Annotated in this window: 24 protein-coding genes; 13 read left to right on the plus strand and 11 right to left on the minus strand. The window is 65.1% G+C overall.

Features of this window, described 5'->3' with window-relative positions:
- Positions 1-67 precede the first annotated feature (67 nt).
- Entirely contained in the window at positions 68-874 is an 807-nt protein-coding gene (locus RFM52_RS21720) for an AraC family transcriptional regulator (protein WP_320296911.1), read from the plus strand.
- A 6-nt stretch (positions 875-880) separates the two neighbouring features.
- On the opposite strand, the gene ybaL is transcribed toward RFM52_RS21720, so the two are convergent.
- Together ybaL and RFM52_RS21730 are read right to left on the minus strand one after the other, a co-directional pair.
- The gene (gene ybaL / locus RFM52_RS21725) at positions 881-2,680 is read right to left on the minus strand and encodes a YbaL family putative K(+) efflux transporter (RefSeq protein ID WP_320296910.1); all 1,800 of its coding nucleotides are present in this window, start codon (positions 2,678-2,680) and stop codon (positions 881-883) included.
- Between the two features lie 216 nt (positions 2,681-2,896).
- Positions 2,897-3,337, minus strand: coding sequence for a host attachment family protein (locus RFM52_RS21730; RefSeq protein ID WP_320296909.1), 441 nt, complete (start codon positions 3,335-3,337; stop codon positions 2,897-2,899).
- A gap of 414 nt (positions 3,338-3,751) precedes the next feature.
- Between RFM52_RS21730 and cysG the strand changes: the two genes are divergently transcribed.
- The 7 genes from cysG (at position 3,752) to RFM52_RS21765 (ending at position 11,263) form a co-directional block, all read left to right on the plus strand.
- Positions 3,752-5,200 (plus strand): siroheme synthase CysG, encoded by a 1,449-nt coding sequence (gene cysG / locus RFM52_RS21735; RefSeq protein WP_320296908.1) that lies wholly within the window; start codon positions 3,752-3,754, stop codon positions 5,198-5,200.
- Positions 5,197-5,490, plus strand: coding sequence for a DUF2849 domain-containing protein (locus tag RFM52_RS21740; RefSeq protein WP_320296907.1), 294 nt, complete (start codon positions 5,197-5,199; stop codon positions 5,488-5,490). Before cysG ends, RFM52_RS21740 begins: the two co-directional genes overlap by 4 nt.
- A gap of 43 nt (positions 5,491-5,533) precedes the next feature.
- Positions 5,534-7,204 (plus strand): nitrite/sulfite reductase, encoded by a 1,671-nt coding sequence (locus RFM52_RS21745; protein WP_320296906.1) that lies wholly within the window; start codon positions 5,534-5,536, stop codon positions 7,202-7,204.
- Positions 7,179-7,940 (plus strand): phosphoadenylyl-sulfate reductase, encoded by a 762-nt coding sequence (locus RFM52_RS21750; RefSeq protein WP_320296905.1) that lies wholly within the window; start codon positions 7,179-7,181, stop codon positions 7,938-7,940. The genes RFM52_RS21745 and RFM52_RS21750 overlap by 26 nt, the downstream gene beginning before the upstream one ends.
- Positions 7,941-8,106: 166 nt before the next feature.
- Complete coding sequence (locus tag RFM52_RS21755; RefSeq protein ID WP_320296904.1) at positions 8,107-8,646, plus strand: DUF934 domain-containing protein; 540 nt, start codon at positions 8,107-8,109, stop codon at positions 8,644-8,646.
- A 193-nt stretch (positions 8,647-8,839) separates the two neighbouring features.
- Positions 8,840-10,447: a GMC family oxidoreductase gene (locus RFM52_RS21760; RefSeq protein WP_320296903.1), complete on the plus strand. Its 1,608-nt coding sequence runs from the start codon at positions 8,840-8,842 to the stop codon at positions 10,445-10,447.
- A 195-nt stretch (positions 10,448-10,642) separates the two neighbouring features.
- Entirely contained in the window at positions 10,643-11,263 is a 621-nt protein-coding gene (locus RFM52_RS21765; protein WP_140644581.1) for a DJ-1/PfpI family protein, read from the plus strand.
- 127 nt (positions 11,264-11,390) lie between these two features.
- Here the strand turns inward: RFM52_RS21765 and RFM52_RS21770 are convergent, their stop codons facing one another.
- Positions 11,391-11,588 carry a hypothetical protein gene (locus RFM52_RS21770; protein ID WP_320296902.1) on the minus strand — a complete coding sequence of 66 codons (198 nt, stop codon included), beginning with the start codon at positions 11,586-11,588 and terminating at the stop codon, positions 11,391-11,393.
- Positions 11,589-11,805: 217 nt separating this feature from the next.
- On the opposite strand from RFM52_RS21770, the gene grpE reads away from it, so the two are divergent.
- Together grpE and RFM52_RS21780 are read left to right on the plus strand one after the other, a co-directional pair.
- On the plus strand, positions 11,806-12,438 hold the full coding sequence (grpE, locus tag RFM52_RS21775; protein WP_320296901.1) for a nucleotide exchange factor GrpE: 633 nt from the start codon (positions 11,806-11,808) through the stop codon (positions 12,436-12,438).
- A 118-nt stretch (positions 12,439-12,556) separates the two neighbouring features.
- Positions 12,557-13,189 (plus strand): trimeric intracellular cation channel family protein, encoded by a 633-nt coding sequence (locus RFM52_RS21780; protein ID WP_320296900.1) that lies wholly within the window; start codon positions 12,557-12,559, stop codon positions 13,187-13,189.
- A gap of 106 nt (positions 13,190-13,295) precedes the next feature.
- Here RFM52_RS21780 and olsB read toward each other — a convergent pair whose 3' ends face one another.
- The 7 genes from olsB to RFM52_RS21815 all read right to left on the minus strand — a co-directional run bounded on the left by olsB (position 13,296) and on the right by RFM52_RS21815 (position 20,931).
- Positions 13,296-14,183 (minus strand): l-ornithine N(alpha)-acyltransferase, encoded by an 888-nt coding sequence (gene olsB, locus RFM52_RS21785; protein WP_320296899.1) that lies wholly within the window; start codon positions 14,181-14,183, stop codon positions 13,296-13,298.
- 285 nt (positions 14,184-14,468) lie between these two features.
- Positions 14,469-16,748 (minus strand): ATP-binding protein, encoded by a 2,280-nt coding sequence (locus RFM52_RS21790; protein ID WP_320296898.1) that lies wholly within the window; start codon positions 16,746-16,748, stop codon positions 14,469-14,471.
- 109 nt (positions 16,749-16,857) lie between these two features.
- Positions 16,858-17,847, minus strand: coding sequence for an acrylyl-CoA reductase (NADPH) (gene acuI, locus RFM52_RS21795; protein ID WP_320296897.1), 990 nt, complete (start codon positions 17,845-17,847; stop codon positions 16,858-16,860).
- A gap of 53 nt (positions 17,848-17,900) precedes the next feature.
- A complete protein-coding gene (gene lspA, locus RFM52_RS21800; RefSeq protein WP_320296896.1) occupies positions 17,901-18,389 on the minus strand; it encodes a signal peptidase II in 489 nt (162 codons plus the stop codon).
- Between the two features lie 23 nt (positions 18,390-18,412).
- The gene (locus tag RFM52_RS21805; RefSeq protein WP_320296895.1) at positions 18,413-19,273 is read right to left on the minus strand and encodes a TrmH family RNA methyltransferase; all 861 of its coding nucleotides are present in this window, start codon (positions 19,271-19,273) and stop codon (positions 18,413-18,415) included.
- Position 19,274: 1 nt separating this feature from the next.
- Positions 19,275-20,357, minus strand: a complete 1,083-nt coding sequence (locus RFM52_RS21810) for a class I SAM-dependent rRNA methyltransferase (protein ID WP_320296894.1) — start codon at positions 20,355-20,357, stop codon at positions 19,275-19,277.
- A gap of 88 nt (positions 20,358-20,445) precedes the next feature.
- Positions 20,446-20,931 carry a DUF1772 domain-containing protein gene (locus RFM52_RS21815; protein ID WP_320296893.1) on the minus strand — a complete coding sequence of 162 codons (486 nt, stop codon included), beginning with the start codon at positions 20,929-20,931 and terminating at the stop codon, positions 20,446-20,448.
- 101 nt (positions 20,932-21,032) lie between these two features.
- Between RFM52_RS21815 and RFM52_RS21820 the strand changes: the two genes are divergently transcribed.
- The 3 genes from RFM52_RS21820 (at position 21,033) to RFM52_RS21830 (ending at position 22,623) form a co-directional block, all read left to right on the plus strand.
- Entirely contained in the window at positions 21,033-21,743 is a 711-nt protein-coding gene (locus tag RFM52_RS21820) for a helix-turn-helix transcriptional regulator (RefSeq protein WP_320296892.1), read from the plus strand.
- Positions 21,744-21,814: 71 nt separating this feature from the next.
- Positions 21,815-22,195 (plus strand): VOC family protein, encoded by a 381-nt coding sequence (locus tag RFM52_RS21825; protein ID WP_320296891.1) that lies wholly within the window; start codon positions 21,815-21,817, stop codon positions 22,193-22,195.
- Positions 22,192-22,623: an EVE domain-containing protein gene (locus RFM52_RS21830; RefSeq protein WP_320296890.1), complete on the plus strand. Its 432-nt coding sequence runs from the start codon at positions 22,192-22,194 to the stop codon at positions 22,621-22,623. The genes RFM52_RS21825 and RFM52_RS21830 overlap by 4 nt, the downstream gene beginning before the upstream one ends.
- Here the strand turns inward: RFM52_RS21830 and lhpI are convergent.
- Complete coding sequence (gene lhpI, locus RFM52_RS21835) at positions 22,616-23,578, minus strand: bifunctional Delta(1)-pyrroline-2-carboxylate/Delta(1)-piperideine-2-carboxylate reductase (protein ID WP_320296889.1); 963 nt, start codon at positions 23,576-23,578, stop codon at positions 22,616-22,618. The two genes, RFM52_RS21830 and lhpI, sit on opposite strands and share 8 nt — an antisense overlap.
- Positions 23,579-23,585: the final 7 nt, after the last annotated feature.

The raw sequence follows: 23,585 nt of genomic DNA on the forward strand, positions 1-23,585 counted from the left end.
AGCTTATCGACTTCCGTCCTCGAAGAATTTAGAGATATAGCCAGATGATCGCTAAAAGCAGTCAAGTATGAGACAGCCGCTTCGCTGGCCCTGGCTCAACTTCGACGTCGACGACGTGGTTGCGTCGGCGATCGCCGTCGGCGTCGACGTGACCGAAACAAAGGCCGAGGTGCCGGCGCACTGGCATCGCAAAGGCCAGCTCGTCTTCGCGCTCGGCGGCGGGGTCACCTGCCGCGTTCCCGGCGGGCTCTGGATGGTGCCGCCGCATTGCGGGGTGTGGGTGCCGAGCCGCATGGAACACAGCAACATAGCGACGGCGAATGCCCGCATCTTCTTCGTCTATATCGAGCCTGGCGTCGCCGCATTGCCGGAACAGTGCTGCACGCTTTCGATCTCGCCGTTGCTGCGCGAGCTGATCATCGAGCTATCGGAATGCGCGCCGGACGACGCGCGTTGCGACTTCCTGGGAAAGGTCCTGCTTGCAGAGCTGCCGCTCATGCCCGTGCAGCAATTGCATCTCCCGATCTCGGCCGAGCCGCGCTTGCGACGGATCGCCGAAGCGCTGGCGGACGATCCGGCCGATCGCAGCACGTTGGCCGATTGGGCAAACCGCGTTGCGCTCAGCGAGAGCAGCCTGGCACGCCTCGTGGTCAAGGAGACGGGCCTTAGTTTCGGGCGCTGGCGCCAGCAGCTGCATCTGATCGTGGCGCTCAGGGAGCTGTCCGCCGGCGCCAGCGTGCAGCAGGTGTCGGGCGATCTCGGTTACGAATCCGTCACCGCCTTCATCACCATGTTCAAGAAAGCGCTGGGCAAGCCGCCCGCGAAATACCTCAGCGATATCGCGCAAAACGGCGGCTCCGCCTTCGTCGCCTGACACGCGTCAAGCCGGGTGCGGATTGATCTCCGTGACGGGATCGACCGGAACGGTGGCTTTGCCGGTCACCACCTCGACGATGCCGCGGGCGATCTCGCGCTCGCCCATGATCACGGTGTCGGCGCCGAGGCCCTTCAAATGCTCGACCTCGGCGTCGGAATGAGCGCGGGCAATGACGTTTATCGCCGGATTGGCCGCGCGCGCCCGAAGCACGATCTGGCCGGCCTCGAAGGCGTTGGGAATGGCGAGGATAAGCCGCCTGGCGCCTTCCGGGTTGGCGGCCGAGAAGATGTCCGCATTGGCGGCGTTGCCGGCGACGGTTTCGACGCCGTCGTCGCGCAGCTTCGCCAGCGTCTTGTCGGCATCCTCGATGACCAGGAAGGGCAGGGCGGCTTCCTTCAGCGCGGCGCCCACAAGGCTGCCGACGCGGCCGTAGCCGATCAGGATGGAATGGCCGGCAAGCGCCGTCTTCGGCGGCGGACCGTCTTCCTTTCCCGGAACTGCCGACACCGAAGCGACCTGGCCAGGCTCCGTCGCCGGACCGATAGGGCTCTGCTCTTCGACTGGCGCTGCCTTGCCGGCGCGTTTTTCGAGCCACGGCTTCATCCAGTCGACGACCAGGAATATCAGCGGATTGAGCAGGATCGAGAGAATGGCGCCAGCCAGGATCAGGTCGCGGCCCTGCTCGGGCAGCAGTTTCAGGCCGACGCCAAGCTCGGCCAGGATGAAGGAGAATTCGCCGATCTGGGCAAGGCTCGCCGAAATCATCAGCGCGGTCGCGATTGAATAGCGGAAGGCGATCACGATGATGAAAGCCGCGATCGATTTGCCGATGACGATGATGGCCAAGGTGGCGAGGATCGGCAGGCCGTTGCTGATGAGACTGGACGGGTCGAACAGCATGCCGACCGAGACGAAGAACAGCACCGAGAAGGCGTCGCGCAGCGGCAGCGATTCTTCCGCCGCGCGGTGGCTGAGCTCGGATTCACTCATGATCATGCCGGCGAAGAAGGCGCCGAGCGCCAGCGAGACGCCGAACAGCTTCGCCGCGCCGAAGGCGACGCCGAGCGCGATTGCCAGCACGGAGAGCCGGAACAGTTCGCGGGAGCCGGTATGGGCGACGTAATGCAGGATCCAGGGGATGACCCTGCGGCCGACTACCAGCATGACGACGACGAAGGCGGCGACCTTGGCAAGCGTGACGCCGACCACGCCCCATACGCCGTAGCTGGCCGGCAGCGAGAGCAGGCTCGCATGATCCTCGACCTGCGGCTGGCCGCCAAGCACGCCGGCGAGCGCCGGCAGAAGCACCAGTGCCAGCACCATGGCGAGATCCTCGACGATCAGCCAGCCGACGGCGATGCGGCCGCGTTCGGTCTCGATCAGCCGCCGCTCCTGAAGCGCGCGCAAAAGCACCACGGTCGAGGCGACCGAGAGTGCCAGGCCGAAGACCAGGCCGGCACCCAGCGACCAGCCGAGCACCCAGGCAAGCCCGACACCGAGCAAGGTCGCAAAGCCGATCTGGACGATGGCGCCCGGCACGGCGATGGCGCGGACGGACAGAAGGTCCTTCAGCGAAAAATGCAGGCCGACGCCGAACATCAGAAGGATGACGCCGATTTCCGCGAGCTCGTTGGCAAGGCTGGCGTCGGCGACGAAGCCGGGCGTGTTCGGACCGACAAGGACGCCGGCGACAAGGTAGCCGACGAGCGGCGGAATGCGGAAACGGTTGGCTAAAGCCCCGAAGACGAAAGCAAGCCCCAGACCGGCGACGATGGTGGCGATAAGGGGCGTGTCATGCGGCATTGTCTATGGAGCGCCTTTCGAAAATTCACGATGTCGGATGGGCCCCCGCCGAGGCCGTCGCCTCTGGCAATATGGTGGACGGAGCGGCGATGATGCAACCACCGCCGCGCAGAAATCGACGCCGTGCAGCGATGCATGGGGGAAAATCGCGGCCCCGCCGCCAAAGAGACGGCTTCGAGACGCGATCCAGCCTCGAAACCGCTGTCTTTTCGCCGCTTATGCCGCTTGCAACAGGTTCTCGATATCCGAAATCGTGTGGTTGGTGAGCGTCTTTGGGATTTCCGCCTGCACCTTCTCGCCCACCTCCTTGTGCAGTTTCTGGCGCATCTCGCCAAGCACCTGCGGCGGCGCGATCAGCACGACCGCGTCGAATTCGCCGCGATGCGCGAGCTTGTAGAGCCGGTCGGCAATCTCGACAGCGAAGCGCTCCTTGCCGAGGCGGTGCCAATCGGTTTCTTCGACAGCGCTGCGCGGACCCTCGTTGCTCTGGCGGCCCGGCTTGTCGGTGCCTTGCTCGCGCGTCGCAGGGTTCTCCTGCTCCATCTCGTGCACCACTTCCAGGTTCGGGAACTTGTTGTCGCCCTGGTTGCGCAGGAACAGCGCCTTCTCGCCATCGGCCACGACGACCCATAATCCGTGTTTCAGCCTGATGCTCATGGCGTTCCTCCTTGCTTGCATGATTGCCGATCGACGGAGCCGGGATCGACAGATGGGCTGCTAGGGAAACGAGCCGTGGAGCATGATTGTTCCGATCTGGCGGTCGCGCTTCGATCACTCCCGGCCGACGAGGCTGAGTGCCTTCGATAAGGTCGGCTTTAATCTACTAACTTAGTAGAAATTAGAAAAAACTGTTTTGCGGCTTTCCCGGTTCGGCGCTAAAAATTACGGCGGATCAAGGCTGTTTCTCACGCCGCTCCGACCGTCTTATTCTCAAAATAGAATTTTTTTCTCTTGGCCTTCGCGCTTGCGAAAAAGCGATTGCCTGCCGTTCGGCGGCGCGCGAGTGCTTGCCTTCTGGTTTTTGGCGTGGCCGCGTAAAACTGCCAAACTGTTCCAGTATTGCTCATCGTCATGCCGCAAACCAACACCAAGCTCAATGCCTTTCCCGTCTTCATGCGGGTCGACGGCGAAGCCGTAGCCATCGTCGGCAATGGCGAGGAAGCGCTTGCCAAGGCGCGGCTGCTCTCGCAATCGAGCGCGGTGCTGCGCATCGTTGCCGACAATGCCGGCGGCGCTCTGCTGGATTTCATTGTCTCGACCGGCGCCATCCACATCAATGCGGCCTACGAGGCCGTGCATCTCCAAGGCGCTGCCCTGGTGTTTGCCGCCAGTGGCGATGAAGCGGTCGACAGCCGCGTCGTCGAGGACGCGCGCCGCATGGGAATTCCGGTCAACGCCGTGGACCGTCCGGAGCTCTGCGATTTCTACACCCCGGCGCTGGTCAACCGCGCGCCGGTCGCCATCGCCATAGGCACCGAAGGGGCGGGACCGGTCCTGGCGCAGATGCTGCGCGGTCGCATCGACCGCATGCTGTCGCCGTCGCTCGGCCGGCTGGCGGCGCTCGCCGCGTCTTTCCGCGCCGCCGCCGAAAAGCTGCCGAGAGGCAACCGCCGCCGTCGCTTCTGGAGCGATTTCTTCGCCGGCGCGCCGGCCAAGGCCATCGAAGCAGGCGAGTTCGCCGAGGCGCATGGCGCGGCGCTCGACCTCCTGGCTCAGGACGCTCCGGCCGAGGGACATATCGCGCTGGTCGGCGCCGGTCCGGGCGCGGAGGACCTTTTGACCTTGCGCGCGCATCGCCTGCTAATGGAAGCCGATGCCATCGTCTACGACGCGCTGGTGCCGGAAGCGATCGTCGCCATGGGTCGCCGTGACGCCGAGCGCCTGCCGGTGGGAAAACGCAAGGGCTGCCATTCCAAGAGCCAGGAAGAGATCAACGCGCTGCTGATCGAGCTCGGCCGCGCCGGCAAGCGCGTTGTGCGGCTGAAGTCCGGCGATCCGCTGGTGTTCGGACGCGCGGGCGAGGAAATGGCGGCACTGCGCGAGGCCGGTATCGCCTATGAGGTGGTTCCGGGCGTTACCGCCGCCTTCGCCGCCGCTGCCGATTTCGAGCTGCCGCTGACGCTGCGCGGCGTCTCGTCCTCGATGGTGTTCACCACCGGCCACGACCTCAAGGGCAACTCGCTGCCCGACTGGGCGAAGCTCGCCATCTCGGGCGCTACCGTCGCCGTCTATATGGGCCGTTCGGTTGCCGCGGAAGTCGCCGGCCGGCTGATCGAGGCGGGGCTGTCGCCGGACACCGCCGTCGCCGTTGTCGAGAACGCCAGCCTCGGCACCCGCCGCCGTTTCCACGGCACGCTGGCCGACCTGCCGTCGCTGGAAGCGCGCGCCGACCTCACCGGCCCGGTGATGACGATCATCGGCGATGCGGTTGCCGGCGCCAATTTCGAACAATCCGAGCCGCTCGCGGCACATAAGCATGAGGGCGCGGCGTCAGCCGTCGCCGAAGGAGTTGAGCAATGAAGGTTCTGACCGCGAACAGGCTCTCCGACGGCATCGCCGTCTGGTACGCCGATGGCGGCTGGGCGGAGACGGTCGGTCACGCCGACATCGCGCATGACAAGGCGGCGGAGGACCGGCTGGAAGCGATCGGCGCCGCAGCTGGAGCCAACAATGAGGTGGTCGACGTCAACCTGATCGACGTCACCGTGGTCGACGGATTGGTCGAGCCGGTGCGGCTGCGCGAAAAGATCCGCGCCGCTGGCCCGACCATCCACCCCAATCTCGGCAAGCAAGCGGAACGAGCCGCTTAAATCCAAGGAAGGCAACGGGCGGACGCGCCCGGAAAGACGAAGCATGTACCGTTACGATGAGTTCGACCAGGATTTCGTTCACGCCCGTGTCGCCGAGTTCAGCGACCAGGTGCAGCGCCGGCTTGCCGGCGAGATCACCGAGGACCAGTTCCGGCCGCTCAGGCTGATGAACGGCGTCTATCTGCAACTGCATGCGTATATGCTGCGCATCGCCGTGCCCTACGGCACGCTGAACAGCCGGCAGTTGCGCATGCTCGGCCACATCGCGCGCAAATACGACAAGGGCTACGGCCATTTCACCACGCGACAGAACATCCAGTTCAACTGGCCGGCGCTGTCCGACATCCCGGCGATCCTGGCCGATCTGGCGAGCGTCGAGATGCATGCCATCCAGACCAGCGGCAACTGCATCCGCAATGTCACCGCCGACCATTTCGCGGGTGCCGCCGCCGACGAGGTCGCCGATCCGCGTCCCTATGCGGAAATCCTGCGCCAATGGTCGTCGGTGCATCCGGAGTTTTCGTTCCTGCCGCGCAAGTTCAAGATCGCGGTGACCGGCGCCGAGCGCGACCGCGCCGCCATCCAGACGCATGACATCGGCCTGCATCTGAAGAAGAACGCGGCCGGCGAGCTGGGCTTCGCCGTCTATGTCGGCGGCGGCCAGGGCCGCACGCCGATGGTGGCGAGAAAAATCCGCGACTTCCTGCCGGAAGCGGATCTTCTGTCCTACTGCACGGCGATCCTGCGCGTGTACAACCTCTATGGCCGCCGCGACAACAAGTACAAGGCGCGCATCAAGATCCTGGTGCACGAGACCGGCGTGGAGGAGATCACCCGCCAGATCGAGGCAGAATGGCAGGAGCTGAAGGATGCGGAGCTCAAGCTGCCGGAGGCCGATATCCAGGCCATCAATGCCTATTTCGCGCCGCCGGCGCTGGTTTCCCGACCGGAAGGCGACGATGCGGTGAAACAGGCCAGGCTCGATTCCAAGAACTTTTCGGAATGGCTCGACCAGAATGTCGTGACGCACCGCCATCCCGATTATGCAGCGGTGACGATCTCGCTCAAGGGCATCGGCGAGGTGCCCGGCGACGCCACCGACAGCCAGATGGAGGCGGTGGCCGACATCGCCGAGAAATATGCCTTCGACGAACTGCGCGTCAGCCACGAGCAGAACCTGATCCTGCCGCATGTGGCGCGCGCCGATCTCAAGGCGGTCTATGACGCGCTGGTCGAGATCGGCCTGGCGACCGCCAATTCCAACCTGATCAGCGACATCATCTCCTGCCCCGGCCTCGACTATTGCGCGCTGGCCACGGCCCGCTCCATTCCGATCGCGCAGGAAATCTCGCGGCGCTTCGCCTCGATGGAGCGGCAGCGCGAGATCGGCGAATTGAAGCTGAAGATCTCCGGCTGCATCAATGCCTGCGGCCACCACCATGTCGGCCATATCGGCATCCTGGGTGTCGAGAAGAAGGGCTCCGAGCTCTACCAGGTGACGCTTGGCGGCTCGGCCGACGAGAACACCTCGGTCGGCGAGATCATCGGCCGCGGCTTCTCCTCCGAAGAGATCACCGATGCCATCGAGCAGATCGTCGACACCTATCTCGGCCTTCGGCTCAATCCCGACGAACGTTTTATCGACGCCTACCGCCGTGTCGGTCCCGCGCCGTTCAAGGAGGCGCTCTATGCTGGCGAAACCAAGGCCGCTTGACAGGGTGGGCGGCGTCGAGGCCGGCGTTGCCGCGGAAGCGGCGGGGCTGGATGCGCTGCTCGGCCATCTGAAGCCGATCGAGATCATCGAGCGGTCGGCGCATGAGTTCCGCGGCGCGGTCGCCGCGGTGTCGTCCTTCGGCGCGGACTCCGCCGTGCTCCTGCATATGATATCGGAGATCGACCGCTCGCTGCCGGTCATCTTCCTCGATACCGGCAAGCATTTCGAGGAGACGCTCGGCTATCGCGACGCGTTGGTCGCCGATTTCGGCCTGACCGATATCAGGGTGATCAAGCCGGAGGAGGTCGCGCTCGCGCGCGTCGATCCGACCGGTCGGCTGCACGAGACCAACACCGATGCCTGCTGCAATGTGCGCAAGGTCGAGCCGTTGGCGCGGGGCGTCGAGCCGTTCCGTGCCTGGTTCACCGGGCGCAAGCGCTTCCAGGCCTCGACGCGCGCGGCACTGCCCGTCTTCGAGGCGGTCGGCTCGCGCATCCGCATCAATCCGCTGGCGCATTGGACGACCACCGACCAGGCCGACTACATGCGCGCGCACGCGCTGCGCGAAAATCCGCTGGTCGCCTATGGCTATCTCTCGATCGGCTGCTTCCCCTGCACGCAGCCGGTGCGGCCCGGCGAGGACGCCCGGAGCGGCCGCTGGGCCGGTCACGCCAAGGTAGAGTGCGGCATTCACCTCTCCGGTTTGGAGAAGTCGCTGACCGACGCCTCACTTTAGGCTATGCCGATAGTCAGGTGAGGCCGGCCTGCGAACGGCGGCTTCCTGCGCTTCCGGTGCTCACGTACTTCAAGTACGCTCCGCTCCGGTTCTCGGAAGCCATCGTTCTCGACTCGGCCTGACCTGACTCTCGACATACCCTGGATTTTGAAACTTAGGATTTTTGATGACTGGATCGACGACAGCGGGGACCCGCCTTTGGACCCCGGACGGTTTTCGCGAGGACGAGTGGACGCACGCCGAAAGCGCCGAGGCGCTGGCCGGCAATGGCCGCTTCATCCTGCCGCTGCAGGTCTTTCTCGGGCTCGACGACCAGGTCCGCAAGTCGGCGCGCCAGCGCATCGGCGTCCTGCTGCAGCCCGGCGACGAGCTCGACAAGATAACCGGCCTGCTGGACCAGCTGTCGCTGGTGGCGCTCGCCTTCCCGGCCTTCAATGACGGCCGCTCTTTCTCCAAGGGCGAACTGCTGCGCGCCCGGCACAATTTCAAGGGCGCGGTGCGCGCCACCGGCCAGGTGCTGGTCGACCAGCTGCCGCATATGCTGCGACTCGGCTTCGACGAGTTTGAGGTCTCCAATCCGGTGCTGTTGAAGCGGCTGGAGGAGGGCCGGACCGGCGGCCTGCCGGTGTACTACCAGCCGGCTGTGGAACCCGAGCCCAAGGGCCCGAAATACTCCTGGCGGCGCAAGCGCGCTGGACCAGAATGACGTTCGGTCGGACCGTCATCCTGGTCCAGTCCTTTGTTGGAGCATGATCTTCTCCGAACCGAAGGTCAGCGCAGCAAAAACCGGTTTCCACTTTTCGGGATCATGCTCTGGCTAACGCAGCGGCATCTTTACAAGCCGCCCAAGCAGGCATTCTCTCGGCAGAACGGACGGAAACATCCGCCGGGAGGAAACCATGCGCTATGACTATGTGATCGCCGGCGGCGGCTCCGCCGGTTCGACGCTTGCCGCGAGGCTTTCCGAGGATCCATCGAAGACTGTTTGCCTGCTCGAAGCGGGCGGCACCGGCAAGGATTTGCTGATCCGTGCGCCCGCCGGCATCATCGCGCTGCTGCCTGGCCGGCCCAAGATCAACAACTGGGCTTTCGCCACGGTGCCGCAGGAGGGCCTCAACGGTCGCAGGGGTTTTCAGCCGCGCGGCAAGGCCTTGGGCGGCTCCAGCGCCATCAACGCCATGCTCTACACGCGGGGCAACCGCCGCGACTATGACGAATGGGCCGAGCTCGGCTGTGACGGCTGGTCGTGGGACGAGGTGCTGCCCTATTTCCGGCGCGCCGAAGGCAATCAGCGCGGCACTGATGCGCTGCATGGCGGCGAAGGCCCGCTCAGGGTCGCCGAACAGCAGGACCCGCGCGCGATCTCCAGGGCTTTCGTCGCGGCCTGCGGCGAAAACCAGATCAGGTTGAATGACGACTTCAACGGGCCGGAGCAGGAGGGGGCGGGCCTCTATCAGGTAACGCAGTTCTGGGGCGAGCGCCGCAACGGTGAGCGTTGCTCGGCGGCGGCCGCCTATCTGCATCCGGCGATGAACCGGCCGAACCTCACCGTCATCACCGGCGCGCATGCGACGGGCGTCGTGCTCAACGGCAAGCGCGCCACGGGCGTGCGCTATCGCGCCGGCAAGAGCGAAGCCGTGGCGGAGGCACGGCGCGAAGTCATCCTCTGCGGCGGGGCGTTCGGCTCGCCGCAACTGCTACTGCTCTCCGGCATCGGTCCGGCGGTCGAGCTCGCGGCGCACGGCATTCCGCTCGTCCACGAATTGCCCGGCGTCGGCCGGAACCTGCAGGACCATCTCGATTTTATCCTCGCCTGGAAGTCGCGGGAGACGGATCTGATGGGCATCGGCCTCAGCGGCATGCCGGGCCTGATCAGGCATATGCTGCGCTGGCGCAAGGACGGCAGCGGCATGATCGCCACCCCCTATGCCGAAGGCGGCGCTTTCCTCAAATCCGACCCGGCGATCGAGCGCCCCGACCTGCAATTGCATTTCTGCATCGCCATCGTCGACGACCATGGCCGCAAGCTGCATATGGGCTACGGCTTCTCCTGCCACGTCTGCGTGCTGCGGCCGCATTCTCGCGGCGAGGTGGGGCTGTCGAGCGCCGATCCGCTGGCGCCGCCGCGCATCGATCCGCGCTTCCTCGAGGACGACCGCGACGCCGCTCTTCTGCTCAAGGGCGTGCGAATGACGCGCGCCATATTGGAAGCGCCGGCGCTGGCGAAGTATCGAGCCAAGGAAATCTATACCGCCGGTGCTTCGAGCGATGCCGAATTGATGGCGCATATCAGGGCGCGCGCCGACACGATCTACCACCCCGCCGGCACCTGCAAGATGGGCGTCGGCGACATGGCCGTGGTCGATCCGAAGCTCAAGGTGCGCGGGCTGGAGGGCTTGCGTGTGGTCGACGCCTCGGTGATGCCGACCCTGATCGGCGGCAACACCAATGCGCCGACGATCATGATCGCCGAGAAGGCGGCGGACATGATCCGGGCGACCGCCTGATCCTTGCCTGCTTGGTCGGACCAGCTTCTTCGGTTTTCCGTGCGCGTCGTCTTTCCCGTACACCCGCCGGTGCAATCGAATCTATCTGGTCAGACCACTTATGCGATTTTGACTTCCCCTCTCGTCGTCTTGCCCTTAGGATAAGGTCATTATTTCGCGTTACGAAATAAATAGCCAGCTAAGGGAGGAAGCAGCATGGCAGGCAAGAAGATATTGATGCTCGTCGGCGAGTTCAGCGAGGAATACGAGATTTTCGTCTTCGAGCAGGCCATGCACGCGGTCGGCCACACCGTCCATGTCGTGTGCCCGGACAAGAAGGCCGGCGACGTGCTCAAGACCTCATTGCACGACTTCGAGGGCCATCAGACCTATACCGAAAAACTCGGCCACGACTACATCCTCAACAAGACCTTCGCCGAGGTGAACCCCGCCGACTACGACGCGGTCTATGCGGCGGGCGGGCGCGGGCCGGAATATATCCGCATCGACAAGCGCGTGCAGGCGCTGGTCAGGCATTTCCATGAAACCGGCAAGCCGATCTTCACCATCTGCCACGGCGCGCAGATCCTGATCGCGGTCGATGGCGTTGTGCGCGGCAAGGAAGTGGCGGCGCTGCATTATTGCGAGCCGGAAGTGACGCTTGCCGGCGGCATCTATATCGATGTCGCGCCGACCGGCGCGCATGTCGACGGCAATCTGGTTTCAGCCAAGGGCTGGCCGGGCCTCGCCGCCTTCATGCGGGAGTGCCTGAAAGTGCTCGGCACCGAGATCCGCCACGGTGAAGCGCTGATGCGGGACGACCGGAAGGCGGCCTGAACTCGTCAATTGCGGCGGCGCGGCTATTAGATCGTGAAGGCGTTTCGTTGAATCGCCATCACGATCTAACTCTTTGTCGGAGCATGATCTTCTCCGAAAACCGGTTCCCACTTTTCGGGATCATGCTCTAGCGCCGCCCGCCGCCTGCATTCTCAGCCTCGGCGCCGTCGAGGCGGTCGAGCAGGTCGATCAGTTGCCGGGGCATTTCCTTTTCCAGGCGAAATGTCGGCAATGTGCGCAGAAAGCGCTTGGTCGCTTCGCTGCCCGCCTGCCGCCTGATATCGTTGGCCAGTTCAGCGCGCCTGTTGGCGTTGTTGCCGTTCATCGTCCCAAAATCCTGTGTCGGCTTCGAAACTCCGCTAGGGCGACAATGGTTCCCATACTCGCCCTTGAGAGCAAGCAAAGCTGCTCGGTACGGTAAAATTTGAATTAATTTTAAACGATAGTCCGATATCGGCCGCCCACGCTTACCCCTTGATTTTTGGCCTCCAAACCTCGATATCGGGCGCAAATCCAGACCAATCCGAATGACGGGAAACGCGATGAGCGACCAGGCAAAAGACGAACGCACGCCCGAAGATATGGAAGCCACCCAGGCTTCCGGCGAGCGTGCGGAAGGTGGCGTCGACGGCGACTACGAGGCGCTTGTACGGCTGCTGAAGGAAAACGAGGAACTGAAGGACCGCGCGCTGCGCACCGCGGCCGAAATGGAGAACTTGCGGCGGCGCACCGCGCGCGACGTGCAAGACGCCCGCGCCTATGCCGTTGCCAACTTCGCCCGCGACATGCTGTCGGTGTCCGACAATCTGCGCCGCGCGCTGGACGCGATTCCCGCCGAGGCGAAGGCTGGCGGCGATGCCGGTTTCAAGGCGTTGATCGAGGGCGTCGATCTCACCGAGCGCGCCATGCTTTCGGCGCTGGAGCGCCATGGCGTGAAGAAACTCGCGCCCGAAGGCGAGAAGTTCGATCCGAACTTCCACCAGGCGATGTTCGAGGTGCCCAATCCGGAGGTTCCGGCCGGCACTGTCGTCCAGGTGGTTCAGCCGGGTTATTCGATCGGCGAGCGCGTGCTGCGGCCGGCAATGGTCGGTGTCGCCAAGGGCGGTCCGAAGACCGCCGCCGAGGCGAAGGTCGAGCCGGGCCCGGTGAACGAGCAGGCCGAGAAGGATGCGTGATTAGGGAATAGGGAATAGGCAGTAGGCAGTAGGGGGAACGAGGGCGATATCAATCGCGTAGCTTCGTGCTATTCATACTCCCCCATTCCCTACTGCCTAATCCCTACTGCCTATGCCCTTGAATCCCATCGCCTTGCTCGACTATGCCGGCGTCGCCGTCTTCGCGGCGACGGGCGCGCTTGCCGCATCGCGCAAAGAGCTCGACATCATCGGCTTCCTGTTCCTGGCCAGCGTCACCGGAATCGGCGGCGGAACGCTGCGTGACGTCATCCTCAACCTGCCGGTGTTCTGGGTCGCCAACAGCGGCTATGTGCTGATCTGCGCCGTCGTGGCGGTGCTGGTCTTCTTCAGCGCCCACCGGTTCGAATCCCGTTACAAATTGCTGCTCTGGCTCGATGCCATCGGACTTGCCGCTTTTTCGGTGATGGGCGCCGCGAAGGGGCTGGCGATCACCGGCTCGCCGGTCGTCTCGGTCATCATGGGCGTGCTGACGGCAACCTTCGGCGGCATTTTGCGCGACCTGCTTGCCGGCGAGCCCTCGGTGCTGCTCAGGCCCGAGATCTATGTCACGGCCGCCCTTGCCGGCGCCGCCATCTTCACCCTTGGCGATCTTGCCGGCCTGCCGGCGCTGGCGTCGAGCCTGCTCGGCTTCGCGGGCGCATTCTTGGTGCGCGGCGGGGCGCTTAAATTCGGCTGGTCGTTTCCGGCCTATCGGAGTCGGCCGGGGCGAAGGCCGGAGGATATTCCGTGAGAGAGTGAATGGTGAATGGTGAATGGTGAATAGTAAAATGGTCGGTTGGTGGCAGGGGCTGCGAGCCCTCAACCATTCACCATTTACTATTCACCATTCACCGGAATTACGCCGCGAAGCGCTGCCCCTCGCCGCCATAGTAATTGACGTAGCGGGCGCCGATCTCCTTGACGGGCATGACGACGAAGACGTCGACGGTCGAGAATTCGTGGTCGATGACGCAACCGTCGCCGATGCGGGCGCCGACGCGCAGATAGCCCTTGACCAGCGGCGGCATGGCAGCGATCGCCGCCTTGGTGTTCACCGCCTCGATCGGCATCAGGTCCATGGAGCAGTAGCGTCCCGGAACCGCGCGGACATCCCAGGCGGAGTCGGTGCGGCAATGATGGGCGAGGTAGGTCAGCGCCTCGGCATGCGCTGCCGGCACGATGCCGTGGAAGGAGGCGCAGCCGGTCATCACGCCGATATTGTAGTGATTGATGTAGGCCCAGATGCCTTGCCACAGCGCCTCGATGGTGCGCTTGGAGCGATATTCCTTCAGAACGCAGGAGCGGCCGAGCTCGAGGAAGCGCTGGCCGGGGTGCCGCGCGACAAGCTTGGTCAATTCGAACTCACCCTCGGAATAGAAGCCTCCGGCGGCCGTGGCGATCTCCTGCCGCAGCAAGCGGTAGGTGCCGACGATGCGACGATGTTCAGGGCCGGGAAGGGACGTGTCGAACACAAGAAGGTGATCGCAGAGCGGGTCGAAACGGTCGGCGTCGCGCCGGTCCTGCGCCTGGAACAGGTCCTTCCTCGCGCCAAGCTCGTCGTAGAATACCCGATAGCGGACCTCCTGGGCGGCGGCGATCTCGGCCTCGTTGCGGGCGAGCCGCACTTCGAGATTGCCGATACGGCCCAGCGGAGCACCGTTTGCGACGGCGTCGACGGTACGGGCGGCGAGCAGGGCGCCGCCGGCATTCGGCCGAGTGTCACATTCAGGCACGACTGTATGCACGAGTGATTCTCCTTCGAGCCATCCCTCTTGGCACGGGGATACGGTGTAGGTGCAACAGGATTGTGACAGTACCGTGATACGACGTGGCGGGCAATACTTTGTCGGCTGGGCAATACCCTCAACCGGCTATCTTGTGACCACGAAAGGCAGGCAAGCCAAGGCGTTCAACGGTCAAAAATTTCCTTAAAGCAGGTCGCGTGAAAAAGGATTCACGCGACCTGCTTTAAGTTTTTGATTTAAGCATGTCTTTGCCCCGAAACCGGGCCCACTTTCGGGAGACATGCTTTAGGCCGCAACCTGGCCCTCGACCGCCTGGACGAGTGCGTCCGGGTCGAGCGGCTTGGTCACGAAACCGCTGGCGCCGTGGGCGAGCACGGCATGCCGGGTCTTTTCCTGGCTGTCGGCCGAAAGCACCATGATCGGGATCGGCGGCATGGCGAGCGACTCTTCATGGCGACGGATGGCGGCGATCGCGTCCAGCCCGTCCATGACAGGCATGTGCAGGTCCATCAGCACCACATCGAAGCGGAACTTGAGGCCGGCATCGGTAACGGCCTCGACCGCGGCCTTGCCGTTGCCGACGATCCTGACGCGATGCCCGGCCTTGAGGAGCGTGGCGCGGGCGAGCATGGCGTTGATGTCATTGTCTTCCGCGATCAGCACCGACAGGCCCTGGTCGCGCTTGCGCACCGAGGATGCCCCGCGCGGCTCCGGCTGCGGCTGCACGAGCGGGGAGCCATGGCTGGTCAACAGCACCCGCAGCAGGGTCTCGCCGCGCACCGGCCTGGCGAGGAAAGTGGTGTAGCCGCTGGCGCGGAATTCACCGAGCATGCCGCGATCCGTCGGCGCGATCAGGGTGATGGCCTCACAGTCGGCGAAGCCCGCGTCGCGCAGCCGCCTGAGCAGCCTGCCATCGCTGTTTTCGAGCGCCGCGTCGATCAGGAGCACGTTGCAGCCGGCGGCGAAGGGAGCGGCCTGGCTTGGTGTCGCCGCGATCTCGACGATGCCGCCATGGGCCCTGATCGCGCGGGCGATGGCATCGGCCTCGACGGCGTTTTTCGACACGATCACCGCCCGCCGGTCGGCAAGGATGTTGTGGCGATGCGGCGGCGGTTCGGTCGCGGCGACCGCCGGAAGCTCGAGGACGAATTCGGACCCTTCGCCGAGTCGGCTCAAAACCGAGATCGTGCCGCCCATCGCCGTCGCCAGGCGCTTGGAGATGGCAAGACCGAGACCCGCGCCGCCATGGACCCTGGTCGAGGTGCCGTCGGACTGCTCGAACTCCTCGAAGATGCGCTCCATGTCCTCTTCGCGCAGGCCCGGGCCGGTGTCGGCGATGGTGAAGCAGATGCGGTCGGTGGTTTCGGTGCGGGCGCGCGCCACGGTCAGCAGCACGCCGCCCGTGTCGGTGAACTTCACCGCATTGCCGATGAGGTTGAGCAGCACCTGGCGCACGCGGCCGGGATCGGCGGTGATCATCTGCGGCACGTCGGGCTCGACATGGCAGCCGAGGCCGATGTTCTTGGCAAAGGCCTTCGCGGCAAGAAGCTCGATGATGTTGTCGGCGATCTCGCGCAGCGAGGTCGGCTGCGGCTCGGGCTCGAAGCGGCCCGCCTCGATCTTGGAATAGTCGAGCAGGTCCTCGATGAGCGCGAGCAGCGCGCTGGCCGAAGTGGAGACCGCGCCGACATAGGTGCGTTGTTCGGGCGAGAGGTCGGTATCGGCAAGCAGCTTCGCCATGCCCATGATGCCGTTCATCGGCGTGCGGATCTCGTGGCTGACGGTGGCGAGGAAGCGCGACTTGGCCTGGCTGGCATATTCGGCCCGTTCGCGCGCGGTGATCAGCGAGGATTCGGCGCGCTTGCGGGCGGTGATGTCGCGGGCGATCGCTCGGTGCGAGACCGCGCCCGTGTCCTTGTCGCGCACCGACAATTCGATCCAGGAGAACCAGCGCGGCCCGTTCGGGGTGCGGATCGCGACATCGGTGGAACTCAGGCATTCATGATCGGAGAAGGCGGCGTCGGGAACGACACCGACATCAATGCCAAGCTCGGCCAAGGTCTTGCCGGCAAGATCGCGCGCGTCGATCTCGACAAGCGAGGCAAAGACGCTGTTGGCATAAACGATATGGCCGTCGCGATCGCGGTGGACGACAAGATCGCCGAGCGCGTCGATCAGGCCGCGGAAGCGCTCCTCGCTCTCCTGCATCTCCCACATGCGGTCGGCGAGGGTCTCGATCTCGGCGCGGCTGCGGGCGGCGGTCTCGTCGAGAAGCGCTGCGGCGCGCCGCTCGTCGCGACGGTTGCGCAGATGCATGGCAAGGCCGGCAAGCGCGGCGGCGGCGAGGCCGATGGTGATGATGAGCGGCGCGCCGGTAAGATGCGCCAGCCCCGCCATGACGGCGATGGCGACGATCGTCAGGAACGGCAAGCCTTCGTGGCTCGCCATGGGCAATTCAGGCGCCAGCGGCGGCGCGACAAGCACCTGCCGCTTCGGCGCATCGGGGATGAGCCTGTCAGCGCCCGCGGCTTTGCTGTCCTGTCTGATGTCGGAGTCCGCGACCATGCGCGGACCATGCCAGACAGAGATTATGGAAGACTGGGACGGATCGTTCGAATTTTAGCGATTGCGCGGATTTTAACCACGCATACGCGGGCGAAACCGCTATTTCCAGCTACATATCGACGACGACGCGGCCCCTGATCTTGCCGTCGACGATGTCGCGCGCGGCGGCGACAATGCCGTCGAAACCGATCGTGCGCGACAATGTCGACAGCTTCTTCAGGTCGAGATCGGTGCCGATGCGGCGCCATGCCTCCAGGCGGACCGCCTTCGGCGCCATCACCGAATCGATGCCCAGCAGCGAGACGCCACGCAGGATGAAAGGCGCGACGCTTGCCGGCAGGTCCATGCCGCCGGCCAGGCCGCAAGCGGCGATGGCGCCGCCATAGGAGGTCATCGACAGCGCGTTGGCCAGGGTATGGCTGCCGACCGAGTCGACGCCGCCGGCCCAGCGTTCCTTGGCGAGCGGTTTCGCGGGCTGGCTGAGCTCCTCGCGCGAGATCACCTCGGCCGCGCCGAGATCGATCAGATAGGGACTTTCGGCGTTGCGGCCGGTCGAGGCGACGACATGGTAGCCGAGGCTCGACAGGATCGAGATGGCGACCGAGCCGACGCCGCCGGCCGCGCCCGTCACCACCACCGGGCCGCGGTCCGGCACGATGCCGTGCCGCTCCAGCGCCATGACTGAGAGCATTGCCGTGTAGCCCGCCGTGCCGACAGCCATCGCGTCATGCGCGCTCATGCCCTCGGGCAGCGGCACCAGCCAGTCGCCCTTGACGCGGGCGCGACCGGCATAGGCGCCGTAATGCGTCTCGCCGACGCCCCAGCCGTTGAGGATCACCTTGTCGCCCTTGCGCCAGTCGGCATGCGAGGAGGAGATCACCGTGCCGGCGAAATCGATGCCCGGAACCAGCGGCCAGCGGCGCACGACCGGCGCTTTGCCGGTGATGGCGAGCCCGTCCTTGTAGTTCACCGTCGTCGCCTCGACGGCGACGGTGACGTCGCCCTCCATCAGGTCGGCCTCGGTGAGGTCGACGACGTCGACGGACTGCTTCTTGTCCGCATCGCGCGAAACGAGGATGGCTTTGAAGGTATCGGGCATGGTTCTCTCCTCGGCTCTGCTGTCGGGAAGTCTGCGGCTTCAACCGCGTGCGGTCAATTGCCTGGATCCTGCGGTTTGGCCTCACGGCCCCAGCCGATCAGCTCGTCGAAGACGACGAGCGCGGCGCCGACCGAAATGAAGGCGTCGGCGAGGTTGAAGACCGCGAAGGACCACACGGGCGTGTGGAACAGGATGTAGTCGATGACGTGGCCGTAGACGGCGCGGTCGATGAGGTTGCCGAGCGCCCCGCCGATGATGAGCGCGAAGCCGATGCGGGCGACGACATGGCCGGCAGGCGTGCGCGTGGCGAGATAGAGCACGAAGGCCACGACCAGCACGGCGATGACCACCAGGCCGGTGTCGCCGAAGGACTCGAACATCGAGAAGGCGATGCCGGTGTTATAGGTGCGGAACAGCGCCAGGAACGGCAGGAGATCGACTTTCTCCTGAAAGGCGAGACCGTTCTCGACCAGTTGCTTGATCCACTGATCGAGGGCGATGGCGATGACGACCAGCACGACGTAAGGAGACCAGGATTTCACTTAGCAGTCCTCATCGGCAGCCCTCATCGGATGTCGTTGGCAGGATCGAGCTTCAGCGCGCCGCGCCGGATCTCGAACAACATCACGCCGGTGGCGACCGCTAGATTGAGCGAATCGGCCCGGCCGGCCTGGGGGATCCTGAGCAGCCGGTCGCAGCTTTCGGCGAGGCTGTCCGGCAATCCCTGCTGTTCGTTGCCCATCAGCAGCAAGACCGGGCCCCTGGAGAAATCGACCGAGCGATAGTCGACAGCGCCCTTGAGGTGCGTTCCCGCGACCAGGCCGGAAAAATCGCGCCGCCAGGCGAGGAAGGCCTGCTCGGTCGCCCTGGCGACGGGCACGGCGAAGATCGAGCCCATGGTGGCGCGCACCGTCTCCAGCGAGAACGGATCGGTGGTGTCGCCGACCAGGATGACACCTTTGGCGCCGACGGCGTCGACGGTGCGGATCACGGTGCCGAGATTGCCGGGGTCGCGCACGCGGTCGAGCGCAACCCAGACATCGCCGTCCCTGGCGCGGATATCCTTCAGCGGCACGGTCTGCTGCGCAAAGACGCCGACCACCATTTGCGGGTTTTCGCGGCGGGTGATGGCTGCCAGCACCTTTTCAGAAACTTCGAGCACCGTGCCACCGGCGGCAACGGTCCGCGCGGCGACCTTTTCGACGGCCGCGTTGCCGCGCCCTGCCTTGGCGAAGACCAAGGTCCTGATCGACCAGCCGAGGTCCAGCGCGTCGATGACGAGCTTCAGGCCCTCGGCCATGAACGCGTTCTGCTGGTCGCGGAATTTCTTGAGCGCCAGCGCCTTGATGTCCTTGACCAAGGGATTGGCAAGGCTGGTGACTTCCTTGACCTGCCCGACAGGGCGCGCGCCGTCATGTGCCGTCATTTCAAGCCACCCAGCGCGAGAACAGCGAGGTCGACAGCGCGCGGCCGGCGGATTTCTCGCGAATGATCAGTTCACCGGATTCGACCGTGCCGCCCATGCCGGCGAAGGTATCGCGCATCAGCGCATGGATGGCGAAGAAGGAGGCGCGGATCGAATAGGCGGTGAGGACGACGGCAAGCGGCTTCGGCGTCAGGATCGAACGGCAGAGGTCGGTGAGGCCCGGCAGGTCCTCGAACAATTGCCAGACCTCGCCCTTGGGGCCGCGGCCATAGGCCGGCGGGTCGAACAGCACGATGTCGTAGCGGCTGCCGCGGCGTTCCTCGCGCTCGGCGAATTTCACCGCGTCCTCGACGATCCAGCGGATCGGCTTGTCGGCAAGGCCGGCCATTTCCTGGTTCTCGCGCGCCCAGCCGATAGCCTTCTTCGAGGCATCGACATGGGTGACCTCGGCGCCGGCGCGGGCCGCCACCAGCGAGGCGAGACCGGTATAGCCGAAGAGGTTCAGCACCTTGACCGGGCGCTTCGCCGCCGCGATCAGCCCCGCCATATGGTCCCAATGCGAGGCCTGCTCGGGAAAGACGCCGACATGGCGAAACGAAGTGAAACGGCCGAGATAGTCGATGCCGTCATGCTTCATCGGCCAGGTCTCGCCGAGCGGCGCCTTCGGAAAGCGCCAGCGGCCGATGCCTTCCTCGTCGGTATCGCCGGTGAAGATGGCGTCGGCGCGTTCCCATTCCTTCGCCGGAAGGGCCCGCTGCCAGATCGCCTGGCCTTCGGGGCGCACGATGCGGTAGGGGCCGTATTGCTCGAGCTTCTCGCCGGCGCCGCTGTCCAGCAGGGCGTAGTCGGCGTTGGGCGCGACTTCGAGGATCAATGGCAGGCGCTCGGCGGGCAACGCGCCGTCGCGGCGCGCAAGCACGCGCGGCACAGGCTTGGCTTCCTGCCGGTCCGCCGGTTTGGTTTCGCGACGCTCGGCGGGCGCGGCCTGCTGGCGCCCGGCCGCGAAAGCATCACGCGGGCGGGGCTGTTCCGCCCTTGCGGGGTGCGGGCGGTTATCGCGGCGTTTGTCGCGAAAGGATTTCAAGAAGGATCATCTCCGGCGGTTCGGCCCGCTTCTGCCACAGCTAAGCCCACCGGCGCAACAAAGCCTGGCTCATTCAATAGTGGGGTCTTCAACCATGCCGGAGACCGAACAGGCCGAAACAAAGTGAAATGAAGCCAAGCGCCTTCGTCGCCGCCACCGCCATGTGGCCGGTTTCCCAACGCAGCCGCACAGTTTCGAAGTCTTCTGGAATTGGCCCGGGCGTCCAGGTCGCGAGGATATCGTTGGCCGGTTTGACGAGGCCGAACCAGAGCGCCAGCGAGACCGCATAAAGCAATGTGGCGACGAGCACGAACCGGAAGGCAAACGGCTCTCCACGCAACATCCAGGCCAGCAGTGCCGGACAAAGGATCGCTGCGATATCGAGCGGTGCTCCGATCACGGCAAAGAGCACAAACTGACCATTGAAGACCGTCGCCTCGCGCCACAGCGCCGGCGACCATCTGGTCAGCCTGGGCAGCGATTCCAGCACATGGGCAAAGGATGGTCCGAGGCTGAGCGCCGCGACGAAAGCGGTCAGCACTGACCAGAAAAGCAGGTATCCGCGCATCTCCATTGCGGAGACAACGGAAACGGGACGCAGGCGTTCCGTGGTATTGGGCTGCTTGCCGTGACGTGCAGGCCAGCCCTATTGTTCAGCACACTGGTCAGCCAATCATGTCCCGTTCAGCCCGCCTGCTCGACCTCGTCCAGATCCTGCGCCGCCACCGCCGGCCGGTGAGCGGCCGCATGCTTGCGGACGAGATGGGCGTCTCGATCCGCACGCTCTATCGCGACATCGCGACGCTGCAGGGGCAGGGCGCGCCGATCGAAGGCGAGGCGGGGCTTGGCTATGTGCTGAGGCCCGGCTTCATGCTGCCGCCTTTGATGTTCAGCGACGAGGAGATCGAGGCGATCGTGCTCGGGTCGCGCTGGGTGGCGAAGCAGCCGGACAAGAGATTGGCCGCCGCCGCGGCCGATGCGCTGGCAAAGATCGCGGCGGTGCTGCCGGATGATTTGCGCGAGGATCTCGACGCGACAACGCTGCTTGTCGGGCCGCGATCGGAAAGCGTCGAAGCGATCGACCTCGGTGTCGTGCGGAAGGCGATCCGCGACGAGCGCAAGCTCGGCTTCCTCTATAGCGATGCCGGCGGTTCGACCTCGAAGCGCATGGTCTGGCCATTCGCGCTCGCCTTCTTCGACAAGGTGCGGGTGATGGTGGCGTGGTGCGAGACGCGCCAGGATTTCCGGCATTTTCGCGCAGACCGGATATCCGACCTGGCAGCGACCGACATCCGCTATCCGCGCCGCCGCCAGGCGATGCTGAAAGAGTGGCGGGCGACACTCGCTGCGTCCGGCCAGAATGGTAGGAAAGACACTCTCCGGTGATCGCTGCTGCCAGAATCTGACAGCAGGCCCGCATATGGTCTCCAAGGTTCAGACACTTTTGGAGATCAGATATGACCACGCCGAATTTCATCATCCTCTATGTCGACAGCCCGGAAAGGAGCGGTGCGTTCTATGCCTCGCTGCTTGGGCGCGAGCCGGTCGAGTCTTCGCCGACCTTCGTGATGTTCGTGCTCGACAAGGGCTTCAAGCTCGGCCTGTGGTCGCGCCACACTGTGGAACCGGCCGCGACCGCCACCGGCGGGGGCGGCGAGCTCGTGCTTGCCGTCGAGAACGCGGCGGCGGTCGATGCCACCCATGCCGATTGGGCCGGGCGCGGCCTGAAAATGCTGCAGGTTCCGACCGATCTCGATTTCGGCCGTAGCTTCGTCGCGCTCGATCCCGACAATCACCGCCTGCGCGTCTACTGGCCGTTCGAGGGAGCGCAAGGATGAGCGCCTTCTGGATCGCGGTTGCGTCGGCCGAGCATGTGCGGATCGGACGCAAGGACGGCTTCATGCAGGTCAATCATGGCAAGGCGGCGCCGCTGCGCCGCATCAAGCCGGGCGACGGCATCGCCTACTACTCGCCGAGCACCGTGCTCGGCGAGAAAGACGGGCTGCAATCCTTCACGGCGATCGGCACGGTGCGGCAAGGGGAAGTCTATGAGGGCGTCATGGGCGGCGGCTTCACGCCGGCGCGGCGCGACGTCGACTGGCGCGAGGCCATGGAAGCGCCGATCAAGCCGCTGCTCGACAGGCTCGACTTTACCGGCGGCAAGCCGAACTGGGGCTACCAGTTGCGCTTCGGACTGTTCGAGATCAGCGAACACGATTTCCGGCTGATCGGCGAAACGATGGGGGCCAACCTAGCGGCTACTTAAGCGCCTTGTAGACGGCGATGCCGGCGGCGAGATCCTCGAGCGCGGCGCCGACCGACTTGAACAGCGTGATCTCGCTGTCGCTTTGCCGGCCCTTTTTCTCGCCGCGCGCGAGCTCATGCAGGTCGGCGACGATCGCTTCCGGCTTCAGCACGCCGGAGGCCAGCGGCTGGACGATGTCGCCTGCTTCCTTGGTGGCGCCGGCGCGAGTGTCGACATAGACGCGGGCACGGGCAATGGCGTCGTCATCGCTTTCGCGCATCGTCGGCGTGAAGCCGCCGACCAGATCGACATGGGCGCCGGGCTTCAGCAGCGCGCCCTTGACCAGCGGCGTGTTCGAGATCGTCGCCGAGGCGACGATGTCGGCCTCGGCAAGCTCGGCGTCGAGATCGCCTGCGGCAGTCGCCGGAAGGCCTTCGGCGCGCAAGGCGGCGGCCACCTTTTCGGCATTGGCCGGCGTGCGGTTCCAGATGCGGATGGAGGTGATCGGCCTGACCGCCGAATGCGCCTTGGCGAGGAACGGCGACAGCGCGCCGGCGCCGATCACCAGAAGCCGCGAGGCGTCCTTGCGGGCGAGATAGGAGGCGGCGAGCGCCGAGGCGCAGGTCGTGCGCCATTGCGTCAGCCGCTGGCCGTCGATCAGCGCCTGCGGCTCGCCGGTTACGCCGTCGAGCAAGAGATAGAGCCCCATCACCGCCGGCTTGCCGATGGCGTTGTTGTCGGGCGACACGGTGACGATCTTGACGCCGATATGACCGCCCACCGAGGTGCCTGCGGCGTTGAAGTCGGTCCAGGCCGGCATCAAAAGCAGGGTCGAGGCGGCGCCATCCGGCCGCTCGACGCCATGATGGTGGCGGACCGGTTGCACGGCGCCTTCGCGGAAGGCGGTGCGCAATGTCTCGACAAGGCCCGGAAAGGTCAGCGCGCGGTCGACCTCTTCGGCCGAAATGGTCAGCATCGGGGGC

Source organism: Mesorhizobium humile (assembly GCF_033977215.1).
GTDB lineage: Bacteria > Pseudomonadota > Alphaproteobacteria > Rhizobiales > Rhizobiaceae > Mesorhizobium > Mesorhizobium humile.